General features: G+C 50.0%; 15 protein-coding genes. 3 read left to right on the top strand and 12 right to left on the bottom strand.

Annotation, left to right across the window (positions count from 1 at the left end; genetic code table 11):
* Nucleotides 1–12: 12 nt before the first annotated feature.
* The 12 genes from KMZ15_RS04720 to KMZ15_RS04665 form a co-directional block, all read right to left on the bottom strand.
* Complete coding sequence (locus KMZ15_RS04720; RefSeq protein ID WP_223691116.1) at nucleotides 13–1,131, bottom strand: aromatic ring-hydroxylating dioxygenase subunit alpha; 1,119 nt, start codon at nucleotides 1,129–1,131, stop codon at nucleotides 13–15.
* A gap of 85 nt (nucleotides 1,132–1,216) precedes the next feature.
* Complete coding sequence (locus KMZ15_RS04715) at nucleotides 1,217–2,479, bottom strand: 2-hydroxycarboxylate transporter family protein (protein WP_223691114.1); 1,263 nt, start codon at nucleotides 2,477–2,479, stop codon at nucleotides 1,217–1,219.
* Nucleotides 2,480–2,737: 258 nt separating this feature from the next.
* Nucleotides 2,738–3,796: an extracellular solute-binding protein gene (locus tag KMZ15_RS04710; RefSeq protein WP_223691111.1), complete on the bottom strand. Its 1,059-nt coding sequence runs from the start codon at nucleotides 3,794–3,796 to the stop codon at nucleotides 2,738–2,740.
* Nucleotides 3,797–3,963: 167 nt separating this feature from the next.
* Nucleotides 3,964–5,031: an extracellular solute-binding protein gene (locus KMZ15_RS04705; RefSeq protein ID WP_223691109.1), complete on the bottom strand. Its 1,068-nt coding sequence runs from the start codon at nucleotides 5,029–5,031 to the stop codon at nucleotides 3,964–3,966.
* Nucleotides 5,032–5,057: 26 nt separating this feature from the next.
* On the bottom strand, nucleotides 5,058–5,846 hold the full coding sequence (locus KMZ15_RS04700) for an ABC transporter permease (RefSeq protein ID WP_223691108.1): 789 nt from the start codon (nucleotides 5,844–5,846) through the stop codon (nucleotides 5,058–5,060).
* Nucleotides 5,833–6,750, bottom strand: coding sequence for an ABC transporter permease (locus KMZ15_RS04695; RefSeq protein WP_223691107.1), 918 nt, complete (start codon nucleotides 6,748–6,750; stop codon nucleotides 5,833–5,835). The genes KMZ15_RS04700 and KMZ15_RS04695 overlap by 14 nt, the downstream gene beginning before the upstream one ends.
* Complete coding sequence (locus KMZ15_RS04690) at nucleotides 6,747–7,808, bottom strand: ABC transporter ATP-binding protein (protein ID WP_223691106.1); 1,062 nt, start codon at nucleotides 7,806–7,808, stop codon at nucleotides 6,747–6,749. The genes KMZ15_RS04695 and KMZ15_RS04690 overlap by 4 nt, the downstream gene beginning before the upstream one ends.
* Nucleotides 7,809–8,237: 429 nt before the next feature.
* A complete protein-coding gene (locus tag KMZ15_RS04685) occupies nucleotides 8,238–9,632 on the bottom strand; it encodes a GNAT family N-acetyltransferase (protein ID WP_223691105.1) in 1,395 nt (464 codons plus the stop codon).
* 114 nt (nucleotides 9,633–9,746) lie between these two features.
* On the bottom strand, nucleotides 9,747–10,883 hold the full coding sequence (gene thiE / locus KMZ15_RS04680) for a thiamine phosphate synthase (RefSeq protein WP_223691104.1): 1,137 nt from the start codon (nucleotides 10,881–10,883) through the stop codon (nucleotides 9,747–9,749).
* A 14-nt stretch (nucleotides 10,884–10,897) separates the two neighbouring features.
* Entirely contained in the window at nucleotides 10,898–11,713 is an 816-nt protein-coding gene (locus KMZ15_RS04675; RefSeq protein ID WP_223691103.1) for a thiazole synthase, read from the bottom strand.
* A gap of 56 nt (nucleotides 11,714–11,769) precedes the next feature.
* Nucleotides 11,770–11,967, bottom strand: a complete 198-nt coding sequence (gene thiS, locus KMZ15_RS04670; RefSeq protein WP_223691101.1) for a sulfur carrier protein ThiS — start codon at nucleotides 11,965–11,967, stop codon at nucleotides 11,770–11,772.
* A 3-nt stretch (nucleotides 11,968–11,970) separates the two neighbouring features.
* On the bottom strand, nucleotides 11,971–13,104 hold the full coding sequence (locus KMZ15_RS04665) for an FAD-dependent oxidoreductase (RefSeq protein WP_223694707.1): 1,134 nt from the start codon (nucleotides 13,102–13,104) through the stop codon (nucleotides 11,971–11,973).
* Nucleotides 13,105–13,248: 144 nt separating this feature from the next.
* Here KMZ15_RS04665 and KMZ15_RS04660 point away from each other — a divergent pair, with 144 nt between their 5' ends.
* From KMZ15_RS04660 to dxs, 3 genes are all read left to right on the top strand, one after another.
* Nucleotides 13,249–13,539, top strand: coding sequence for an exodeoxyribonuclease VII small subunit (locus tag KMZ15_RS04660; protein WP_223691099.1), 291 nt, complete (start codon nucleotides 13,249–13,251; stop codon nucleotides 13,537–13,539).
* A 6-nt stretch (nucleotides 13,540–13,545) separates the two neighbouring features.
* Nucleotides 13,546–14,424 carry a polyprenyl synthetase family protein gene (locus KMZ15_RS04655; RefSeq protein WP_223691096.1) on the top strand — a complete coding sequence of 293 codons (879 nt, stop codon included), beginning with the start codon at nucleotides 13,546–13,548 and terminating at the stop codon, nucleotides 14,422–14,424.
* Nucleotides 14,425–14,599: 175 nt separating this feature from the next.
* The gene (gene dxs, locus KMZ15_RS04650) at nucleotides 14,600–16,498 is read left to right on the top strand and encodes a 1-deoxy-D-xylulose-5-phosphate synthase (RefSeq protein ID WP_223691094.1); all 1,899 of its coding nucleotides are present in this window, start codon (nucleotides 14,600–14,602) and stop codon (nucleotides 16,496–16,498) included.

The raw sequence follows: 16,498 nt of genomic DNA, 5'->3' as shown, positions 1-16,498 counted from the left end.
GAGAATGCTCCCTTACGCAGCTAAATTCTCTTCTATATTACCTAATTTGCATTGTAAGAACTGATGAAAATGTCGCATGCCATCTTCTAATGGACTTTGATATGGACCAACCTGAGACATACCGCGCTCCAGCAGGGCTTCACGCCCTGCATCCATGCGTCTGGCGATCTCATCATCTTCGGCGACGGTTTCCATATACGCTGCGCGTTCGGCCGCAATTAATTCGGGCTCAAACAGGGCGATTTCTTCTGGGTAATAGAATTCAATGATATTGGTTGTATGACGAGGGCCGCGCGGTACCAGCGTTGAGACCACCAGCGCATAGGGATACCATTCAATCATCAAATTCGGGTAGTACATCATCCAAATTGCGCCATGCTTTGGTGCTTGACCTGCGCCAAAACGTAGCAGGGCGTTTTGCCATTTGCGATAGGCTGGGCTGCCAGCTTGCGCCAGTGCTTGATGCACGCCGACTGTTTGCACGTTATACCAATCGCCGAATTGCCATTCTAACTGGTCACAGGAGACAAAGTGGCTCAAGCCAGGATGAAACGGCGCCACATGGTAATCTTCTAGGTAAACTTCGACGAAGGTTTTCCAATTGTAATTGCATTCGTGGACTTCAACATGATCGAAGCGATACTCCGAAAAATCGAAGTAGGCATTGGAGAGCGTGGCCAAATCATGCTGTGGATCACGTCCATTGGCATCAAATAACAAGCCACGCCAGTTATGCAGAGGGGTGCGGTCAAGATTTAAGCAGGGATTTTCAGCAAAGTGTGGCGCGCCCAGTAGCTCGCCATTTAACGCGTAAGTCCAACGATGGAGCGGGCATACGATGTTTTCTGTTTGGCCTTGGCCATCTAACAAGATGGCTTGGCGATGACGACACACATTCGATAAAAGCTCGACGGTCCGGTTTTTTTGGCGCACCAGCACGCGCGCATTGCGTTCGTTTGGCAGCGAAAAGTAATCGCCAACCCCAGGCACCATTAATTCGTGGCCCATATAGCGCGGGCCGCATTTAAACAGCGTTTGAAGTTCGTGCTGGTAGAACTTCTCGTCAAAATAAGCGCTAACAGGGAGTTGCCCATCAGATAACTGGAGCCAGGCGCAGCTTAGATCAGACATCTACTTTTCGATTAAAAGCCAGCGATTATACCTCTCTCTTAATCGAATGATGCTCAGCCATGCGGAAATAATAATGCGCTCTTCGTCACCCGGTCCATTGACTAAAGATAAGCAGAGCGACGACCACCGTCAAGGCGCCACCAATGCGAGTCGCAAGCTGTGCAAAAGGCATGAGTTGCATACGATGGGCCGAAGTCAAAATCGCCATATCTCCGACGCTACCCATGCCGCTATGACAGGCATTCACGATCGCGCTTTCAATTGGATGCAAACCCGCCCAGCGTCCAACGAAAAAGCCAACGGTGGTTAAGGTGACGACCGTAGCGAAGATCGTAACAAAATGCGCCGGTGTTAGGGCGGTTAAAAACACATCCCAAGGCGTGAGAATCAAACCAATCCCAAACAAAATTGGATAGGCTGAGGATACCGCAAAAAAACGATACATGGCATGCGCGCCCTGTTCAAATTCAGGCGAGACAATACGCGCTAATTTAATTATGACCGTGAGTAATAGCATGCCTAGCGGGGCGGGCAAGCCGGTGAATTGATAGATCACAACGCCGGCCAAATACAAGCTGAGGGCAATCATCCCCGCCGCCGCGAGTTTTTCGATCGTAAAGGAAAACGGGCTTTTCTCGTCAGATGATTCGGTAATAGGGAGCGTGAGTAAATGGCCATTTCCGCTATACTGGGGATAGCGTTTGCCGAGTTGATGAAGGACTGATGCGCAGACAATTGCGGTTAGATTGCCGAGTACAACGGGCGGCACGATCTGCGCCAGCAACTCGGGTTGTGAGACCTGTAAGATCGCCGCATACCCCAGCGTCAGTGGAATGCCGCCTTCACCGAGGCCGCCGGCCATGATGGGCATAACCAGATAAAAAAAGGCATGGTGTGCGTTCAGCCCAAGCGCCATACCCGTTAGGGTACCGACGATAGCGGCGGCAATTGAGCCGGCGGCCAGCGGGATAAAGAGCTTAGCAAAACCTTTAATCAACAGGCGCCGGTCCATGCTCAGAATACCGCCGACAATAACGGCCGCGGTAAACAAATAGAGAATATTGGTCGCATACCAGAATTCGGTAATGGACTGCACCAATTTGCTTGGCAGGAGCGAGTAATGCACCAGGCATGACGGCAGCAAAGTGGTGACGATGACCGCCCCGCCAATTTTCCGCAAGCCTGGTATGCGCGCGCCTAATTCAGCACAGCTAAAACCCAACACCGCCAGCAGCGCAAAGATGAGCGAGATTTCGCTGGAGAATGCGTCGATGGCGAAGAGAATACCTAAGACAGCAAAAAGCACGCAATAAATCGGTAGCGGGATGATGCCGACGCCAGTATCCATTAATTGCCACCAGCGGTTTACGGGAGTCGATGGTGTTTGCCTGGATCTATGTGAGGCGGGGACTAAAAGTGTCGTATACAGTCCTAGAGCCTCGAGAGCCCCGCTCGATGACGGAGAGCTTAGATCGAGTAAATCACTTTTGTTTATGCTGTGATGCAATTTTCTTATCCTTTTGCCTATCAATAGGAATTAAGTGTAGCCCTGGTCGATATAGCCGCCAAGCACCTGGCCAGAGCAAATTCAATGGCCATTAATTGTTTAATGGCCTCCAGATTTTTTCAATTGCATCCAAACTTTATTGCGTAAAGCTAATGCTTTAGGCGAGCAAAGCTTGAATGGTTTAATTCGGCTTTGAAACTCTTCCGGGATACGAAATGCGGGATCATCGGTTAATTTAGGATCCATATACCTCTCCGCGCCAATAATCGCATTATCGTATTTATATTTATTGGAAACTTCAGCAATGTTTTCTGGTAGTAGCATCCAATTAACAAATCGATAGGCTTCATTCACATTTTTAGCCTTAGCGGGTACTACAAAATTGTCCATTGACAGAGCCACCCCTTCTTTGGGGTAGGCGAATACTGCGCTGGCTAGCTTAGGCCTAACTCTTACGGCAGCGCCATTCCAGATTTGTTGAATAATCACTTCCTTGCTTAACATGCGCTCAATGGGTCCATCGTTACTGTACGTCAACACATAGGGCTTTTGTTTTTGCAAAACTTCAAGCACGCGTTTTGCATCCTCACGACTTTCGGAACACTCATCCTGTCCAATGTACCAAGAGGCAGCCTTATACAGATCATCTCGCTCATCCAAGTTGGCAATTTTGCCATGTAGCATTTTATCTGGTCTGAAAAAAGATGCCCAACTCTCTTCTAGCTTGCCACCAGGAACGCGCGCTGAGTCATAAACAAAGCTGGTCAAAACCAGGGTATAAGGTAGTGCAAAATCGCGGTTTGGATCGAATGATGGCGAGCGGTATTCAGGTTTAACATTCTCGAGGTTGGGTAGTCTGCTTTTATCTAATTTCATCAGCAAACCATCTCGCTTAAGAATGGAGACATAAATGTCCGCCACTATGACGACATCATACCACCCCCCCGATTTTAGCTTGGTGGTTAACGTAGCGTCACTGTCATAGCTATCTAGTACCGCTTTGATTCCTGTTTCCCGCTCAAATTTTTTGAGCAGTTCAGGGGGGTAATAATCTGGCCAGCTAGCAATTTGCAGCGTGCCGGCCACGGCGACTTGATGGCCGATGCCATGTAAGCCAAAGAGTAAGCTGGCCAGCAAGCAATGTTTAAGTATTTTCATAGTTTAGATGAATGCAAAGTCACGGATACTTGCCCCAATCAATGCGGGTCTAGCATTCAGAACAGATAGACGGATAAGACTATTCATATAGTTTGACCTTTGCTGGTAAGCATCGTGATCGGATGCTGTTCTGATTGAGGTGACTGAAGTATCTGACCTAGGTGACCTTAGCTCTTCATCTTTAATTTAACCCAAACCTTGTTGCGCAAAGCCAATCCTTTAGGTGAACAAAGCTTAAACGGCCTAATGCGGTCACGAAATTTTGCCGGAGGCGTAAATGCCGGGTCATTGGCTAAGTCAGGGTCGATGAATTTATCAGCTCCTATGATGGCATTGCTATATCTGTATTTATTAGAAACTTGAGCGATGTTTTCTGGCTGTAGCATCCAATTAATAAATTGATGCGCTGCATCCATATTTTTGGCTTTGTCTGGTATCGCAAAATTATCCCGCGAAAGAATCACGCCTTCTTTGGGATAAACAAATACAGTAGTCGGTAGTTTTGACCGCACTCGGACCGCAACGCCATTCCATATTTGCTGCATAATGACTTCTTGATTCGCCATCCGAGCCGTTGTCCCATCATTGCTATAAGTCATCACGTAGGGTTTCTGTTCGCGTAGTAATGTAAGCACCTTCTCGGCATCTTTCGCGTTCTCGGTGCATTCGTCTAGGCCAAGATACCAAGCGGCAGCAATATACAGATCATCTCGTTCATCTAAATTAGCAATTTTTCCCCATAAGGCTTTATCTGGATGAAAAAAAGCGCCCCAGCTATCTTCCAGCTTACCGCCAGGAACGCGGCTAGAATCATAGGCGAAGCTAGTCAAAATCGCGGTATAGGGCATCGTGTATTCCCGCTTCGGGTCAAACGATGGAGCGCGGTATTCGGCCTGGACATTTTTGAAATTCGGCAGTTTTGTCTTGTCTAACTTCCCAATTGACCCGCTGTTAACTAGGGTAGGTACATACGCTTCATTGACGATGATAACATCGTATACTTTGCCCCCGGCATTCAATTTAGCGGCCAAAGTCCCATCGCTATCATAGGTGCTGAAGGTGGTTTTTATGCCTGTTTCTTGCTCGAATTTTTGCAGGAGTTCGGGTGGATAATAATTCTGGGCGCTAGCAAAATGGAGTTTACGGGCTGAATTTTTAACCTTAGCTTCTGCTGCGTTCGTCACACTATATAAGCCGAGCAAGAGACTTACAATTGACCATTTTAGTATCTTCATGATTTCAAAATCCCCCGAAAAAAATTTCACTTTTGAGTTTGCCGCCCAATAAAATACGACAGGGTCACAAACAGTACCGAGATTCCTAAAATAAGGGTTGAAACCGCATTAATTTTAGGTGAGATGCCACGCCTGATCGCCCCGAAAATGTAAACTGGTAAAGTTGTCGCGCCGGGGCCCGCAACAAAATAAGTAATAATAAAGTCATCCATTGACGTAATGAAGGCGAGTAGGGCGCCTGCCGCTACGCCGGGCAACAATTGCGGCCAGGTAATCCGCCAAAAAGCCTGCCAGGGATTAGCGTAAAGGTCTCCTGCCGCTTCGATCAAATTAGCATCAATTCTGGATAAACGTGCGTGAATAGGCAAATAAGCAAACGGGATACAAAAAACGATATGGGCGATAAGAATGGTTGCCAGACTGAGCTCTAAGCCAGCAAAAGAAAAAAACATCAGGGTTGCGACGGCAATCACGATACCTGGCACCAGCAAAGGTAAACCAATCAAGGCGACGATCGCTGATTTGCCGATAAAATTACGTCCCCGCAAGGCAAGGGCGGCAAGCGTGGCGGCTAACGTTGAACACAACATCGCGATTAATGCCACTATAAATGAATTTTGGGCTGCGCGGATGAGGTAAGGGTCTCGCCAAATTTCGGCATATCCGTTGAAACCAAAACCTTGCCAAATGGTTGCCAGATCGCCTTGATTGAAACTCAATAGGACGATGACGATGATTGGGATATATAAAAATAAAAAGACAAAAACAGCGATTGTCTGAATGCCAGGGAAAGAATGCCATTTAGACGTATTCATGCGTTTGCCCTCGGGTTTTAGTTTTTATAAAGCGCACTTTACGCACTAGCATGCCTAATAGAACGAGTCCCAATAAAACGAAGCTCAGGGCTGCACCCAACGGCCAATTGTGTGCGTTAGTAAACTGCAAGTGAATCAAATTACCAATCATCAAAAATTTGCTCCCGCCTAACAGGTTAGGGATGATGTACATTCCTAAGGCAGGGACAAAAACGAGTGTACAGCCCGAGATAATGCCCGGTAGAGCTAACGGTATAATGATGCGCCGCAACACGTGCCAACTATTTGCGCCTAAATCGCGCGCAGCATCGACTAAACGCCAGTCTAGTCTTTCCAAGCTCGCATAGATTGGCAAAATCATGAAGGGTAAAAAGGCATAGAGCAAGCCAATCGCGGTTGCTGTATCGGTGTACATTAAGCCAAGTGGGCCAGTAGTGAGATTCAGCCGATGTAATACCTGCTCAATATTACCGCCATCGCGCAGCAATACAATCCAGGCGTAGATGCGGACCAGTAAATTTGTCCAAAATGGAATACTGACTAGAATCAACAGGGTATTGCGCCGCTGTATAGGTTGTAAGGCAATGAACAGGGCGGTGGGAAAGCCTAAAATGAGGCAGCCTAATGTGGTCAGGGTAGCGAGTTCGAATGAACGTAAAAAAATCAGCAAGTACCCTGAGTTAAAGACTAATTGGTCATCAAAATTTCGTTCAAATAGGAATTGACCATAGGCTGCTGCGGAGAATTTTCCCCATGATACGCCGCCATAATCTGCCGCGCCTGATAATGAGGCAACGGCCATAATCGTCATCGGCAATACCATGCCACCAAATAGCAGCAGAAGTACTGGACTCAGTAACAATAGCCGTCGTCGATATTGATTTAAATTAGCCCAAAGATTCATGGCGCAAGTACCCGGAAAGCATGTCGCGGAATTTGCACATAGACTTTTTCACCTATCACAAACGGTGCGTGTCCCTCTGCTATATTTTGCGACCTTACTCGAATTAACGGTTGCCCTTCACATTCTACGTAATAGACTGTACTTGTACCAAAATAAAGAATTTCTTTGAGACGACCAGAAAACAGACCGGATTGTTGATTTAAGGTGGCGTGCTCGGGACGAAAGGCGAGCGTAACAAATCCGTCTTGATTGGTTTGAACCGGCAGCGAATGGCCACCTGCCAGGGTAACGTGACCTTGGCCGGCTACGCCATCCAGAAAATTGATATCGCCGATAAATTCGGCAACGCAGCGATTGACGGGGCGGTTATAGATTTCTGCTGGAGTGCCGATTTGCTGGATTTGCCCATCTACCATCACCCCGATACGATCCGACATGGAGAGCGCTTCGTCCTGGTTATGGGTCACAAACAGAAAAGTAATGCCAGTTTCATGCTGTAGACGCTTAAGTTCTCTTTGCATTTCTTTGCGCAGTTTTAAATCAAGCGCAGACAGAGGCTCATCAAGCAGTAATAACTCTGGACGCGCGGCGAGGGCTCTGGCAAGCGCCGCGCGCTGCTGCTGGCCGCCGGACAACTCTCGAGGGTAGTGGTGCGCTTCACTTTTTAGTTTAACTAATGACAACATATCGCTAACTGTTGTCTTAATTGCCGCGGCAGAGAACTTTTTCATTTCCAGACCGAAGGCTACGTTCTGGGCAACGGTCAAGTGTGGAAACAAGGCGTAATTTTGAAAAACCGTATTGACTGGGCGTTGAAACGGAGGTTTTTCACTCAAAGACTGGCTGCCAAGCAAAATTTGGCCAGAAATTTGTTGTTGGAAACCTGCAATCAGACGCAACAGGGTCGTTTTGCCGCAACCAGAGGGGCCCAGTAAAGTAAAAAACTCGTTCTTATATATTTTTAATGAAATGTTATCGAGTAACGTGCTACCCATTTGTCCAAAATAAGAAAAACTTAATTCATTAATGGTAAGACAAACGGGTTGGGTAGCAAGCAAGCTACCCTCTTCTTTCTTGATAGAAGCTATTTCGGATGTTTTTGTCAATTTAATCTGTGTGACCTGTCTCATATGATGTAATAAAGACTTCTATGAAATTTCGTAAAAATCAAACACTTCCATTGGGTTACTCACTTTTAATACAGGTAAGTATAGCCCCTCTCAGATACAGCGGAAATGCTATCAGTTGATCGCCAGGGAAGGGGAATCATAAATGGACATTCATGCGGTAATTTTAGACAAAGTGAGTAAAAAAAGCATCCACAAAAAGGCTTAAATATTTTTATAATACCATGCAAAGTTGAAGAATCCTTGACATATAGATTAGCACAGTACGGCACGGTCTTTTTGGCTACCGGTGTTTTGTTTCTTCTTGGTGGCAGTGTATGGTTGGCGTCGTTACAAAATTGGCGTATTGATCTCAAGCGATCAGTGGTGAAAAAGGGCTGTCGGCAATTGAGCTTGGCCTAGCTCTGCACCAACGATAGCCGCGCGGCAGCCGGCAGGAGATTGGCCCGTCCAGCGTAAAAATGCGCGCCGGAAGCTGGAGGTCTCGGCATAACCAAGCGCTTCAGCAATTTCACTGATGGGCAAGACAGTATGTGCCAGATAGTCTAATGCTAAATCGTGTCGAGCACGATCCAATAGGTGTTGAAATGCACTATTCGACTGCTCAAGCCGCCGGCTGAGCGTTTTGGGGGACATATGTAAGGTTTCGGCAACTAGATTTAAAGAACCATAGCGACTCGGACTAGAGCGCAATAGTAATAATACTTGCGTGGTAATGTCATGAACCTGTTTGGTGGCCCAATCCTTATGCAAATGTTCACAGTACTCCCTCATCATATGATATTGGATGGGGTTCGCTCGAGGGAGTGGCATGGTGAGCAGCTTAGCCGGAAAGTACATGGCATTTTCCGGCGCCCCAAATTGGGCCTCGCAACCAAATAGTTTAGGATAAAGGGATGCGTGTGTAGGGCATTCTTTATAGGCAAAAGTGAGCCGCTCAATGGCGAGTGGCTGACCTAAAACATCGCTCATTTGCATATGCCATGACGCCAGGCACATATCTGTATTGACGACCATTAAGTCTGGTCGATAACGATAGTCGCTAGCAATTGCGACGGCCATTTCGCCTTCAATCCGTAAGCTTTGTTTGAAGTAGCACACGGGCAGTAATGGAAAATCGAATAAGCACTGCAACGCATCGCCTAGCGTCGGTGCTGCCATCATGGTTGCGCCGAGAATGCCATACGTATAGAGATCAAGCGATTTGCCAATCAGTAAGCCAACGGATGAGTCTTGGCTAGCAGTTAATATATTGCCAAATACCGAGAGTTCTTGCTGATGAGTCACCATCTTCATTTTATCTGGATTTTGCAGATCATCTAGCGTCACCCCGCTATTGGCCAGGATGGTCTGCGCAGGAATGCCGATTTTCCCGCCGACTGTGACCGCGACGGCAATCGCCTGCAGCGGTGCGGGCGCATTAGCGGGCGACATGGCCTCATTGACCCCTTTTGCATGAAACCACGCCAGACAGTTAGACAATAAGCGTTCGCCGATGCCTTTCCCTTCGTATTCAGGCCGGATAAAGAGCCCGAAAATATGGGGATAAGGGTTCAGCGTCCCGCAGCAAACTCCAACCTTTTTCGCTCCATCCAGGCAAATCCAGCTACCTTCCTCCTGAAAAATCTGCAGAATTCGATCTCTATCGAGTAAATGAACTTGATGCGAACAAATTTTATTTTCCGATACAGAAAAACGGATATCGTAAAAATCCCCTATATCGTTTGCATCGATTTTTCTGAATTCAAACGACATTCTTTAAAACCCTTAAAATTCGAAGTTAAGCAGCTTGCCTGGCGGCATGTAATGGATGGTTGGCAGCGTTATAGCGCAGCGCTCTGAGGTAGATTTTGGCTTGGCGCTAGGAGTTTATTCGTCCAAATCATGGTTTCGCACAAAAGCGTGTTGCAAAGTCGCAACCGCTTTTCGCAAGTCACCGGCTTCAGTGATCGCCCGCACGACGGCTGCGCTGCCCACGCCGGTGGCTAATACGTCAGCGAGTACAGCCCCATCAATCCCGCCAATGGCCACCAAGGGTATCTGTTTTTTAAGTAACTGCACATAGTGCGCAAGCCGAGTTAACCCTTGCGGCGCGGTTGGCATGGATTTGGTGGTGGTGGCAAATACGGCGCCTAATGCAATATAGCTGGGTTGGAGGTGGCACGCAACCAGCATTTCATAATAGCCATGGGTCGATAGCCCAAGCCGCAAGCCTGCGTTGGCAATCGTTTGCAACTGCGCTGTCTGTAGATCCTCTTGGCCCAGATGAACCCCATAAGCACCTGTCTCAATCGCCAACTGCCAGTGGTCGTTAATAAACAGCTGCGCATGATGGTGGCGGGCTGCCTGTACGGCCCGTTTGATTTCTGCTTGGAGCGCTGCGTGCTCGAGGGTTTTGGCGCGCAATTGAATCGTCTTGACGCCTAACTCAAGTAAGCGTTCGACCCAATCGGCACTGGCTACAACGGGATAGAGCCCAAGTTGCCAAGGGCAGGCGGCAAAGGGTATGCTGGGGCGCACTGCAGCGAGCCCCAGCACGCGCGGAAAGTCAGTATAGTCAAGCGGCCAGGCATTGCCCTCCGCCCGATGAGGTTCACGCCAGGCATGGGCCAGGACCAGCGCATCAGGCGGCACAAAACCACAATCAAGAAATGCAGCCAGCGCTGCGAGCCAATCGTCTGATCGTTCACCGGCTAATGGATAGACTGTGCCGCCAAGTCGCAGCGTGATGGTTTCAGCTGTTACGGTGAGTACGCCAGCGGCTGCAGCAAAATGGCTGGGCTCATGCTGATCGGCATCCTTCGTAAGCGTGTCGCTATGCAGAATGATTAAATCATTCGCGTCAATAGACTGGGGCGGAGCGCTGCATAAACGCCACCGTACAGCAGGCGATGGCCACTGGCCTAAATGAGCGCGAATACGCATGGTTGCGGCTAGCAGCGGGGCCGCAGGCGGCCAAAATGTTATGTGGCTCGATAACGCGTGTGCAGAGGTTTGCCCGTTCATATTTTAGGTTGTTCTTATGGCGTTGGAGCTTGATGCCAAAACGGCATGCCGACTACCGGGGTGCTGGCCTGCGCGCTATCGCGTACCGGCATCGGTCCAGCTAAATAAGCGCGACGACCGGCCTGGACTGCTTCAGTAAACGCGCGTGCCATTTGTACCGGGTAAGTGGCTTGCGAGACGGCAGTATTTAATAGCACGGCATCAAAGCCCCATTCCATCACTTGACACGCATGGGAGGGGACGCCAAGGCCCGCATCGACGATTAACGGCACGTCGGGCAGTCGTTCGCGTAATAAACGTAAACCATAAGGATTAACGATGCCTTTGCCGGTGCCAATCGGTGCGCCCCATGGCATCAGCACCTCGCAACCCGCATCCAGCAAGCGTTGTCCAACCACCAGATCCTCGGTGCAATAGGGCAGCACTTTAAAGCCTGCTTGTACGAGCTTGGCTGCGGCCTCGACTAAGCCGATGGTATCGGGTTGTAAGGTGTAGTCATCACCAATCAGTTCGAGCTTGATCCAGTCCGTGCCAAACACTTCGCGCGCCATCTCAGCCGTGGCGAGCACTTCTGGCACGGTATGGCAGCCCGCGGTGTTAGGTAAAAAAGGGATCGCATGGTTTTTAAGTGTGGTGAAAAAACCGGTGTCCGATGCTGCTGCACTCATCTGGCGGCGTAAGGCAACCGTCAATAACGCCGGCTGCGCGGCTTCAATGGAATCACTGAGAATTTGTAATGATGGATAACGGGCGGTGCCGAGCAATACACGGCTGCAAAAGGTTTGGCCGTAGAGCGTTAAGGTGTCGTCAGGAGGTGTGATCAAGTTCATTGAATACTCAAGATATATGTTGTAAATAAATGATTGTTATCAACTTTTTTAATTTTTTATCCGCCCATAACTGGCTGCACAACATCGATGCAATCGCCATCTTTGAGCAGATGCTGAAAATAATCTACCTGGGCCACAAAGACCCCATTAACCGCTGCTGCAAACGGCGGATGCGCACCGAACGCCGCCAGGGCATCGGCCAAGCTGGCGCTGGGGAGTAGCTCGAAAGAGCGTTGATTAAGTAGAACTTGCATAAATTAACCTATAGCGGGCAGATGAGTTGTTTGAAATAAGCTGGGCCAGCGTGTCTGCTGGCGCCATATGTTAAATGTATCGGCATTGACGATGGTGCCGTCAAGCAGCCGCTCAATCATAGCGAGCGCTTGCTGGCAGATGGCCGGCGCAATTAAATAGCCATGCCGAGATAAGCCGTTAATGCGTAGTATACGTGCTCCATCCCAGGTAATGGCGGGCAGGTGATCCGGCAAAGTTGGGCGGCATTGTGTATTGAACTCAAGAATCCGTGCTTCACCAAATGCTGGGTGTACCGAAAAAGCGGCGCTTAGTAATTCAAGCGCACTGCGCACACTGACAGCTGATTGATCTTCGCTTTCAATTTCAGTGGCGCCAATCACGTATACATCGTTTTCTTTCGGGGCAATATACAGCGGGTAACGTGGATGCAGAAGCCGTATCGGTCGGCTCAGGCCAATGCCTGGAGCATGGATCCGGATGACTTCGCCGCGCACCCCACGTAAGGCGGGCCAGCTTTGTTGGGCGCCCAGTCCGCGGCAGTCTATCACCAGGCCAGCGCTAGGTAACGCGCGATCGTCAATCGTCGTCCCCCAGTGCAACTCGGCCTGATGCTGGGCCAGTCCTGCGGCTAAAGCGGTGAGCAGTTGTCGGTTGTCGAGTTGACCTTCGTGCGGCAGCAGCAGGGCTTGCGAAAAGCGCGCGCCCAGCGCCGGCTCAGTGGCTTGCATCGCTGCACCTTGCAGCTTAATAATACCGTGTTGTTGCAGGTCAGCGGACAGATGAGCGCGCATGCCCTGTTCAAATAACTGGGCTTGGGTACGATCTGCCGTATGCCAGATGACCAGGGTGCCATGGCGCTGAAAAAATACCGGCTCTGGCAATTTAGCCAAGATAGTCGGCCAGAGTTCAAGCGACTCCATGCCGAGCTCGGCAATCAAGGCTTCAGAGAGCGCAGCTTCCGCCAGCGGCGCTAACATACCGGCTGCGACCCAGGCGGCGGCCTGGCTGCCAGCCGCATCTCCCCGTTCATAAAGCGCCACTCGGCGCCCGCTACGGGCCAACTGCCAGCCGATTAAGCGGCCCACCAGCCCACCGCCGATAATGGCAATCTCAGGCGAGGTGGCAACTGCGCTCAGAGCGGCACGAGCCGGATCTGTTTGAGGAATAGTTTTCAAAATTTAAGCATTAAACCGAAAAGAAAGCATACCGAACACGATTAGGCCATTAATTTAACCTAAACATCAGCATATAATATGGAATTTGGTCCAATTTGAAAACCCATGGTTAAAGCTCAGTCCGCTCAACTCGAACTTAAAGACGGTGTGGGGGAACTCGCTGCCGACTCGCTACCGAGCAACTATGAAGCGGCTCTGGTTGAGCTTGAGGCCCTCATTAGACAGATGGAAGAGGGCGGTTTGAGCCTTGAGGCATCGCTCAATGCTTATCGGCGCGGGGTCAGCTTAATGATATATTGCCGGCTGCAACTTGAAAAGGTAGAACAGCAAGTCCGCGTGCTCGATGGTGAAATGCTCAAACCGCTTGAAACTGGCAATGCGCCGCTCGGTACGTAAATTTGTATGAATTTTGAGACATGGCGGCAGGCTATTGTGGCCCGCACTGAACAAGCGCTGGATACTTATTTACCTACCGTTGCCCAGCAACCGAGCCGGTTGCATCAGGCGATGCGCTATGCGTTGTTGGGTCATGGCAAGCGCATCCGGCCGTTGCTCTGTCATGCGGCGGGCAGTATCACGGGAGCGCCCTCTGCGACGCTTGATGTCGCGGCAACTGCGCTGGAGATGATTCATGCGTATTCGCTGGTCCATGATGATCTGCCGGCGATGGATAACGATGATTTGCGGCATGGCAAACCCGCAGTCCATATCGCGTATGGTGAAGCGACTGCGTTATTGGTCGGCGATGCGTTGCAGGCACAGGCTTTTATTAGTTTGACCCAAAACTCGCTGGCGGGCTCGCTGCAGGCCGTGCTGGTGCGCGAGTTAGCCACGGCGAGCGGTTCGCTAGGCATGGCTGGGGGGCAAATGATTGATTTGCAAAGCGTCGGTGGCCCGCTTTCGCTAACCGCGCTGGAAACCATGCACCGGATGAAAACCGGGGCTTTATTGGCCGCCGCAGTGCGCATGGGCGCTGCCTGTGGCCAAGAGACGGGCGCCGTTAAACAGGCGCTGGATCACTATGCTACTGCGATTGGACTTGCCTTTCAGGTGGTGGACGATATTCTTGATGTGAGTGCAAATTCGGCAACGCTTGGCAAAACAGCGGGCAAAGATAGCCAAAACGGCAAGCCAACCTATGTCTCCGTACTTGGACTAGACGCCTCGCAGCGTTTGGTTAGCCAATTGCATCAGCAAGCGCAAGTAGCGCTTGCGCCACTTGGAGAGCAAGCGGGTTGGCTCGCCCGCTTAGCTGATTTAATGGTTGAACGTGTATGTTAACCCGCCTTTAATGGTTGAACGCTATGTTAAGCCTATCTTAATGGTTGAGCGTGTAGGTTAAACCTATCTATGATGTATCTTCGTTGCGCTTTTTTAGTGCTAGCCAGAGCCGCCCTAGCTAAAAAAGGGTTAAAACTTCCCTATTAGAGTGGAGCCACAATGAGAATGGAGTCACATGTATAAGTTGTTAAATACGATTAATGAGCCAGCTGAGCTACGTCGACTTAAGCATAGCCAGTTAGAGCGCTTAGCCGATGAATTGCGTGCTTTTATACTCGATAGCGTATCGCGTACGGGGGGGCACTTGTCCTCTAATCTGGGCACGGTTGAACTTACGATTGCGCTGCACTATGTCTTCAATACACCTGATGACCGGATTGTGTGGGATGTGGGGCACCAAGCCTATCCTCATAAAATTCTGACTGGCCGGCGCGAAGCCATGTCAACGCTGCGTCAGTTAGGTGGGCTTTCTGGCTTTCCATGCCGCCGCGAATCTGCATATGATACGTTCGGCACAGCGCATTCAAGCACCTCGATTTCAGCCGCGCTTGGAATGGCGCGCGCCAGTCAATTAAAAGGCGAGGAGCGTTTTGCGATTGCCGTGATTGGCGATGGGGCGATGACTGCTGGCATGGCTTTTGAAGCAATGAATAATGCCGGTATTTATGACGATGTGCCCTTGATCGTAATCTTAAACGATAACGAGATGTCGATTTCTCCGCCCGTGGGAGCGTTAAATCGCTACCTCGCGCGGCTGATCTCTGGTCGCTTTTATGCGACGGCTAAAAAAGGCATCGAACAACTCTTAAGCGGTGCTCCGCCAGTGCTCGAATTTTTGCGCCGGATAGAGGGACACGCGAAAGGCATGGTGGCGCCTGCTACGCTCTTTGAGGAATTTGGTTTCAACTACATTGGCCCAATTGATGGTCACGATTTGAAATCCCTGATTCCAACGCTCCAAAATCTCAAAGAACTGAAAGGGCCGCAATTTCTGCATGTCATCACTAAAAAAGGGCAGGGTTACAGCCTGGCTGAAGCTGATCCAGTGCTCTATCATGGCCCCGGAAAATTCAACCCGGCCGAGGGCATTAAGAGTGCTGCTGCGGCTCGCAAAACCTATACACAGGTGTTTGGTGAGTGGCTGTGCGATATCGCTGAGCAAGATGAGCGAGTGGTTGGCATTACACCTGCCATGCGCGAAGGTTCGGGCCTGATTGAATTTGAGCAACGTTTCCCTGATCGTTATTACGATGTTGGTATTGCTGAGCAACATGCCGTGACTTTTGCCGGCGGCTTGGCGGTTGAAGGGTTAAAACCCGTGGTGGCGATTTACTCTACTTTTTTGCAGCGTGCTTATGATCAATTGATTCATGATATCGCGCTACAAAATCTCCCGGTATTGTTTGCCATTGACCGTGCTGGCCTCGTCGGCGCAGATGGCGCAACACATGCCGGCGCTTATGATATTGCGTTTTTGCGCTGTCTGCCAAATATGACGGTGATGGCGGCATCGGATGAAAACGAGTGCCGGCAAATGCTTTACACAGCACTACAACAGCCAGGCCCGACCGCAGTGCGGTATCCACGTGGCGTAGGCCCTGGCGTCACCGTAGAGAAACAGATGAGCGCATTACCGCTTGGCAAAGGTGAGGTGCGACGCACCTCTAGTCAACCCGCTGGCCAGCGCATTGCGATTCTGGCCTTTGGCGCGATGGTTGCGCCAAGCTTGGCGGCAGCGAATATACTGAATGCCAGCGTAGCAAATATGCGCTTCATCAAGCCGCTGGATGACGCCCTCGTGCAGCAACTCGCCCAATCGCATGACGTGTTGGTCACTGTTGAAGAAGGGTGCGTGATGGGTGGGGCGGGTTCAGCCTGTATTGAAAGCCTATTAGCCGCAGGCATTCAGCGGCCTGTTTTACAATTGGGCTTGCCTGATGATTTTATTGCTCAAGGTGACCCAGCGCGGCTGCTGGCAAATTGTGGCTTGGATAGCGCTGGTATTGTGCAAGCCATTCGTCAGCGTTTTCCCACCCATACAAACCCAAATTTAGGCGCTAACGCGCCAGAATGA

Source organism: Mycoavidus sp. HKI, from assembly GCF_020023735.2.
Classification (GTDB): Bacteria; Pseudomonadota; Gammaproteobacteria; order Burkholderiales; family Burkholderiaceae; genus Mycoavidus.
This window is presented reverse-complemented; position numbering and strand designations above follow the sequence as displayed.

Excerpts from the sequence above, each read along its gene's own strand:
- KMZ15_RS04695 (WP_223691107.1), bottom strand. The coding sequence starts at position 6,750 with ATGAATCTTTGGGCTAATTTAAATCAATATCGACGACGGCTATTGTTA.
- KMZ15_RS04655 (WP_223691096.1), top strand. The coding sequence starts at position 13,546 with ATGAATTTTGAGACATGGCGGCAGGCTATTGTGGCCCGCACTGAACAA.
- thiE (WP_223691104.1), bottom strand. The coding sequence starts at position 10,883 with ATGAACGGGCAAACCTCTGCACACGCGTTATCGAGCCACATAACATTT.
- KMZ15_RS04715 (WP_223691114.1), bottom strand. The coding sequence starts at position 2,479 with ATGGATACTGGCGTCGGCATCATCCCGCTACCGATTTATTGCGTGCTT.
- KMZ15_RS04660 (WP_223691099.1), top strand. The coding sequence starts at position 13,249 with ATGGTTAAAGCTCAGTCCGCTCAACTCGAACTTAAAGACGGTGTGGGG.
- KMZ15_RS04705 (WP_223691109.1), bottom strand. The coding sequence starts at position 5,031 with ATGAAGATACTAAAATGGTCAATTGTAAGTCTCTTGCTCGGCTTATAT.
- KMZ15_RS04675 (WP_223691103.1), bottom strand. The coding sequence starts at position 11,713 with ATGAACTTGATCACACCTCCTGACGACACCTTAACGCTCTACGGCCAA.
- dxs (WP_223691094.1), top strand. The coding sequence starts at position 14,600 with ATGTATAAGTTGTTAAATACGATTAATGAGCCAGCTGAGCTACGTCGA.
- KMZ15_RS04710 (WP_223691111.1), bottom strand. The coding sequence starts at position 3,796 with ATGAAAATACTTAAACATTGCTTGCTGGCCAGCTTACTCTTTGGCTTA.
- KMZ15_RS04720 (WP_223691116.1), bottom strand. The coding sequence starts at position 1,131 with ATGTCTGATCTAAGCTGCGCCTGGCTCCAGTTATCTGATGGGCAACTC.
- KMZ15_RS04700 (WP_223691108.1), bottom strand. The coding sequence starts at position 5,846 with ATGAATACGTCTAAATGGCATTCTTTCCCTGGCATTCAGACAATCGCT.
- KMZ15_RS04685 (WP_223691105.1), bottom strand. The coding sequence starts at position 9,632 with ATGTCGTTTGAATTCAGAAAAATCGATGCAAACGATATAGGGGATTTT.
- thiS (WP_223691101.1), bottom strand. The coding sequence starts at position 11,967 with ATGCAAGTTCTACTTAATCAACGCTCTTTCGAGCTACTCCCCAGCGCC.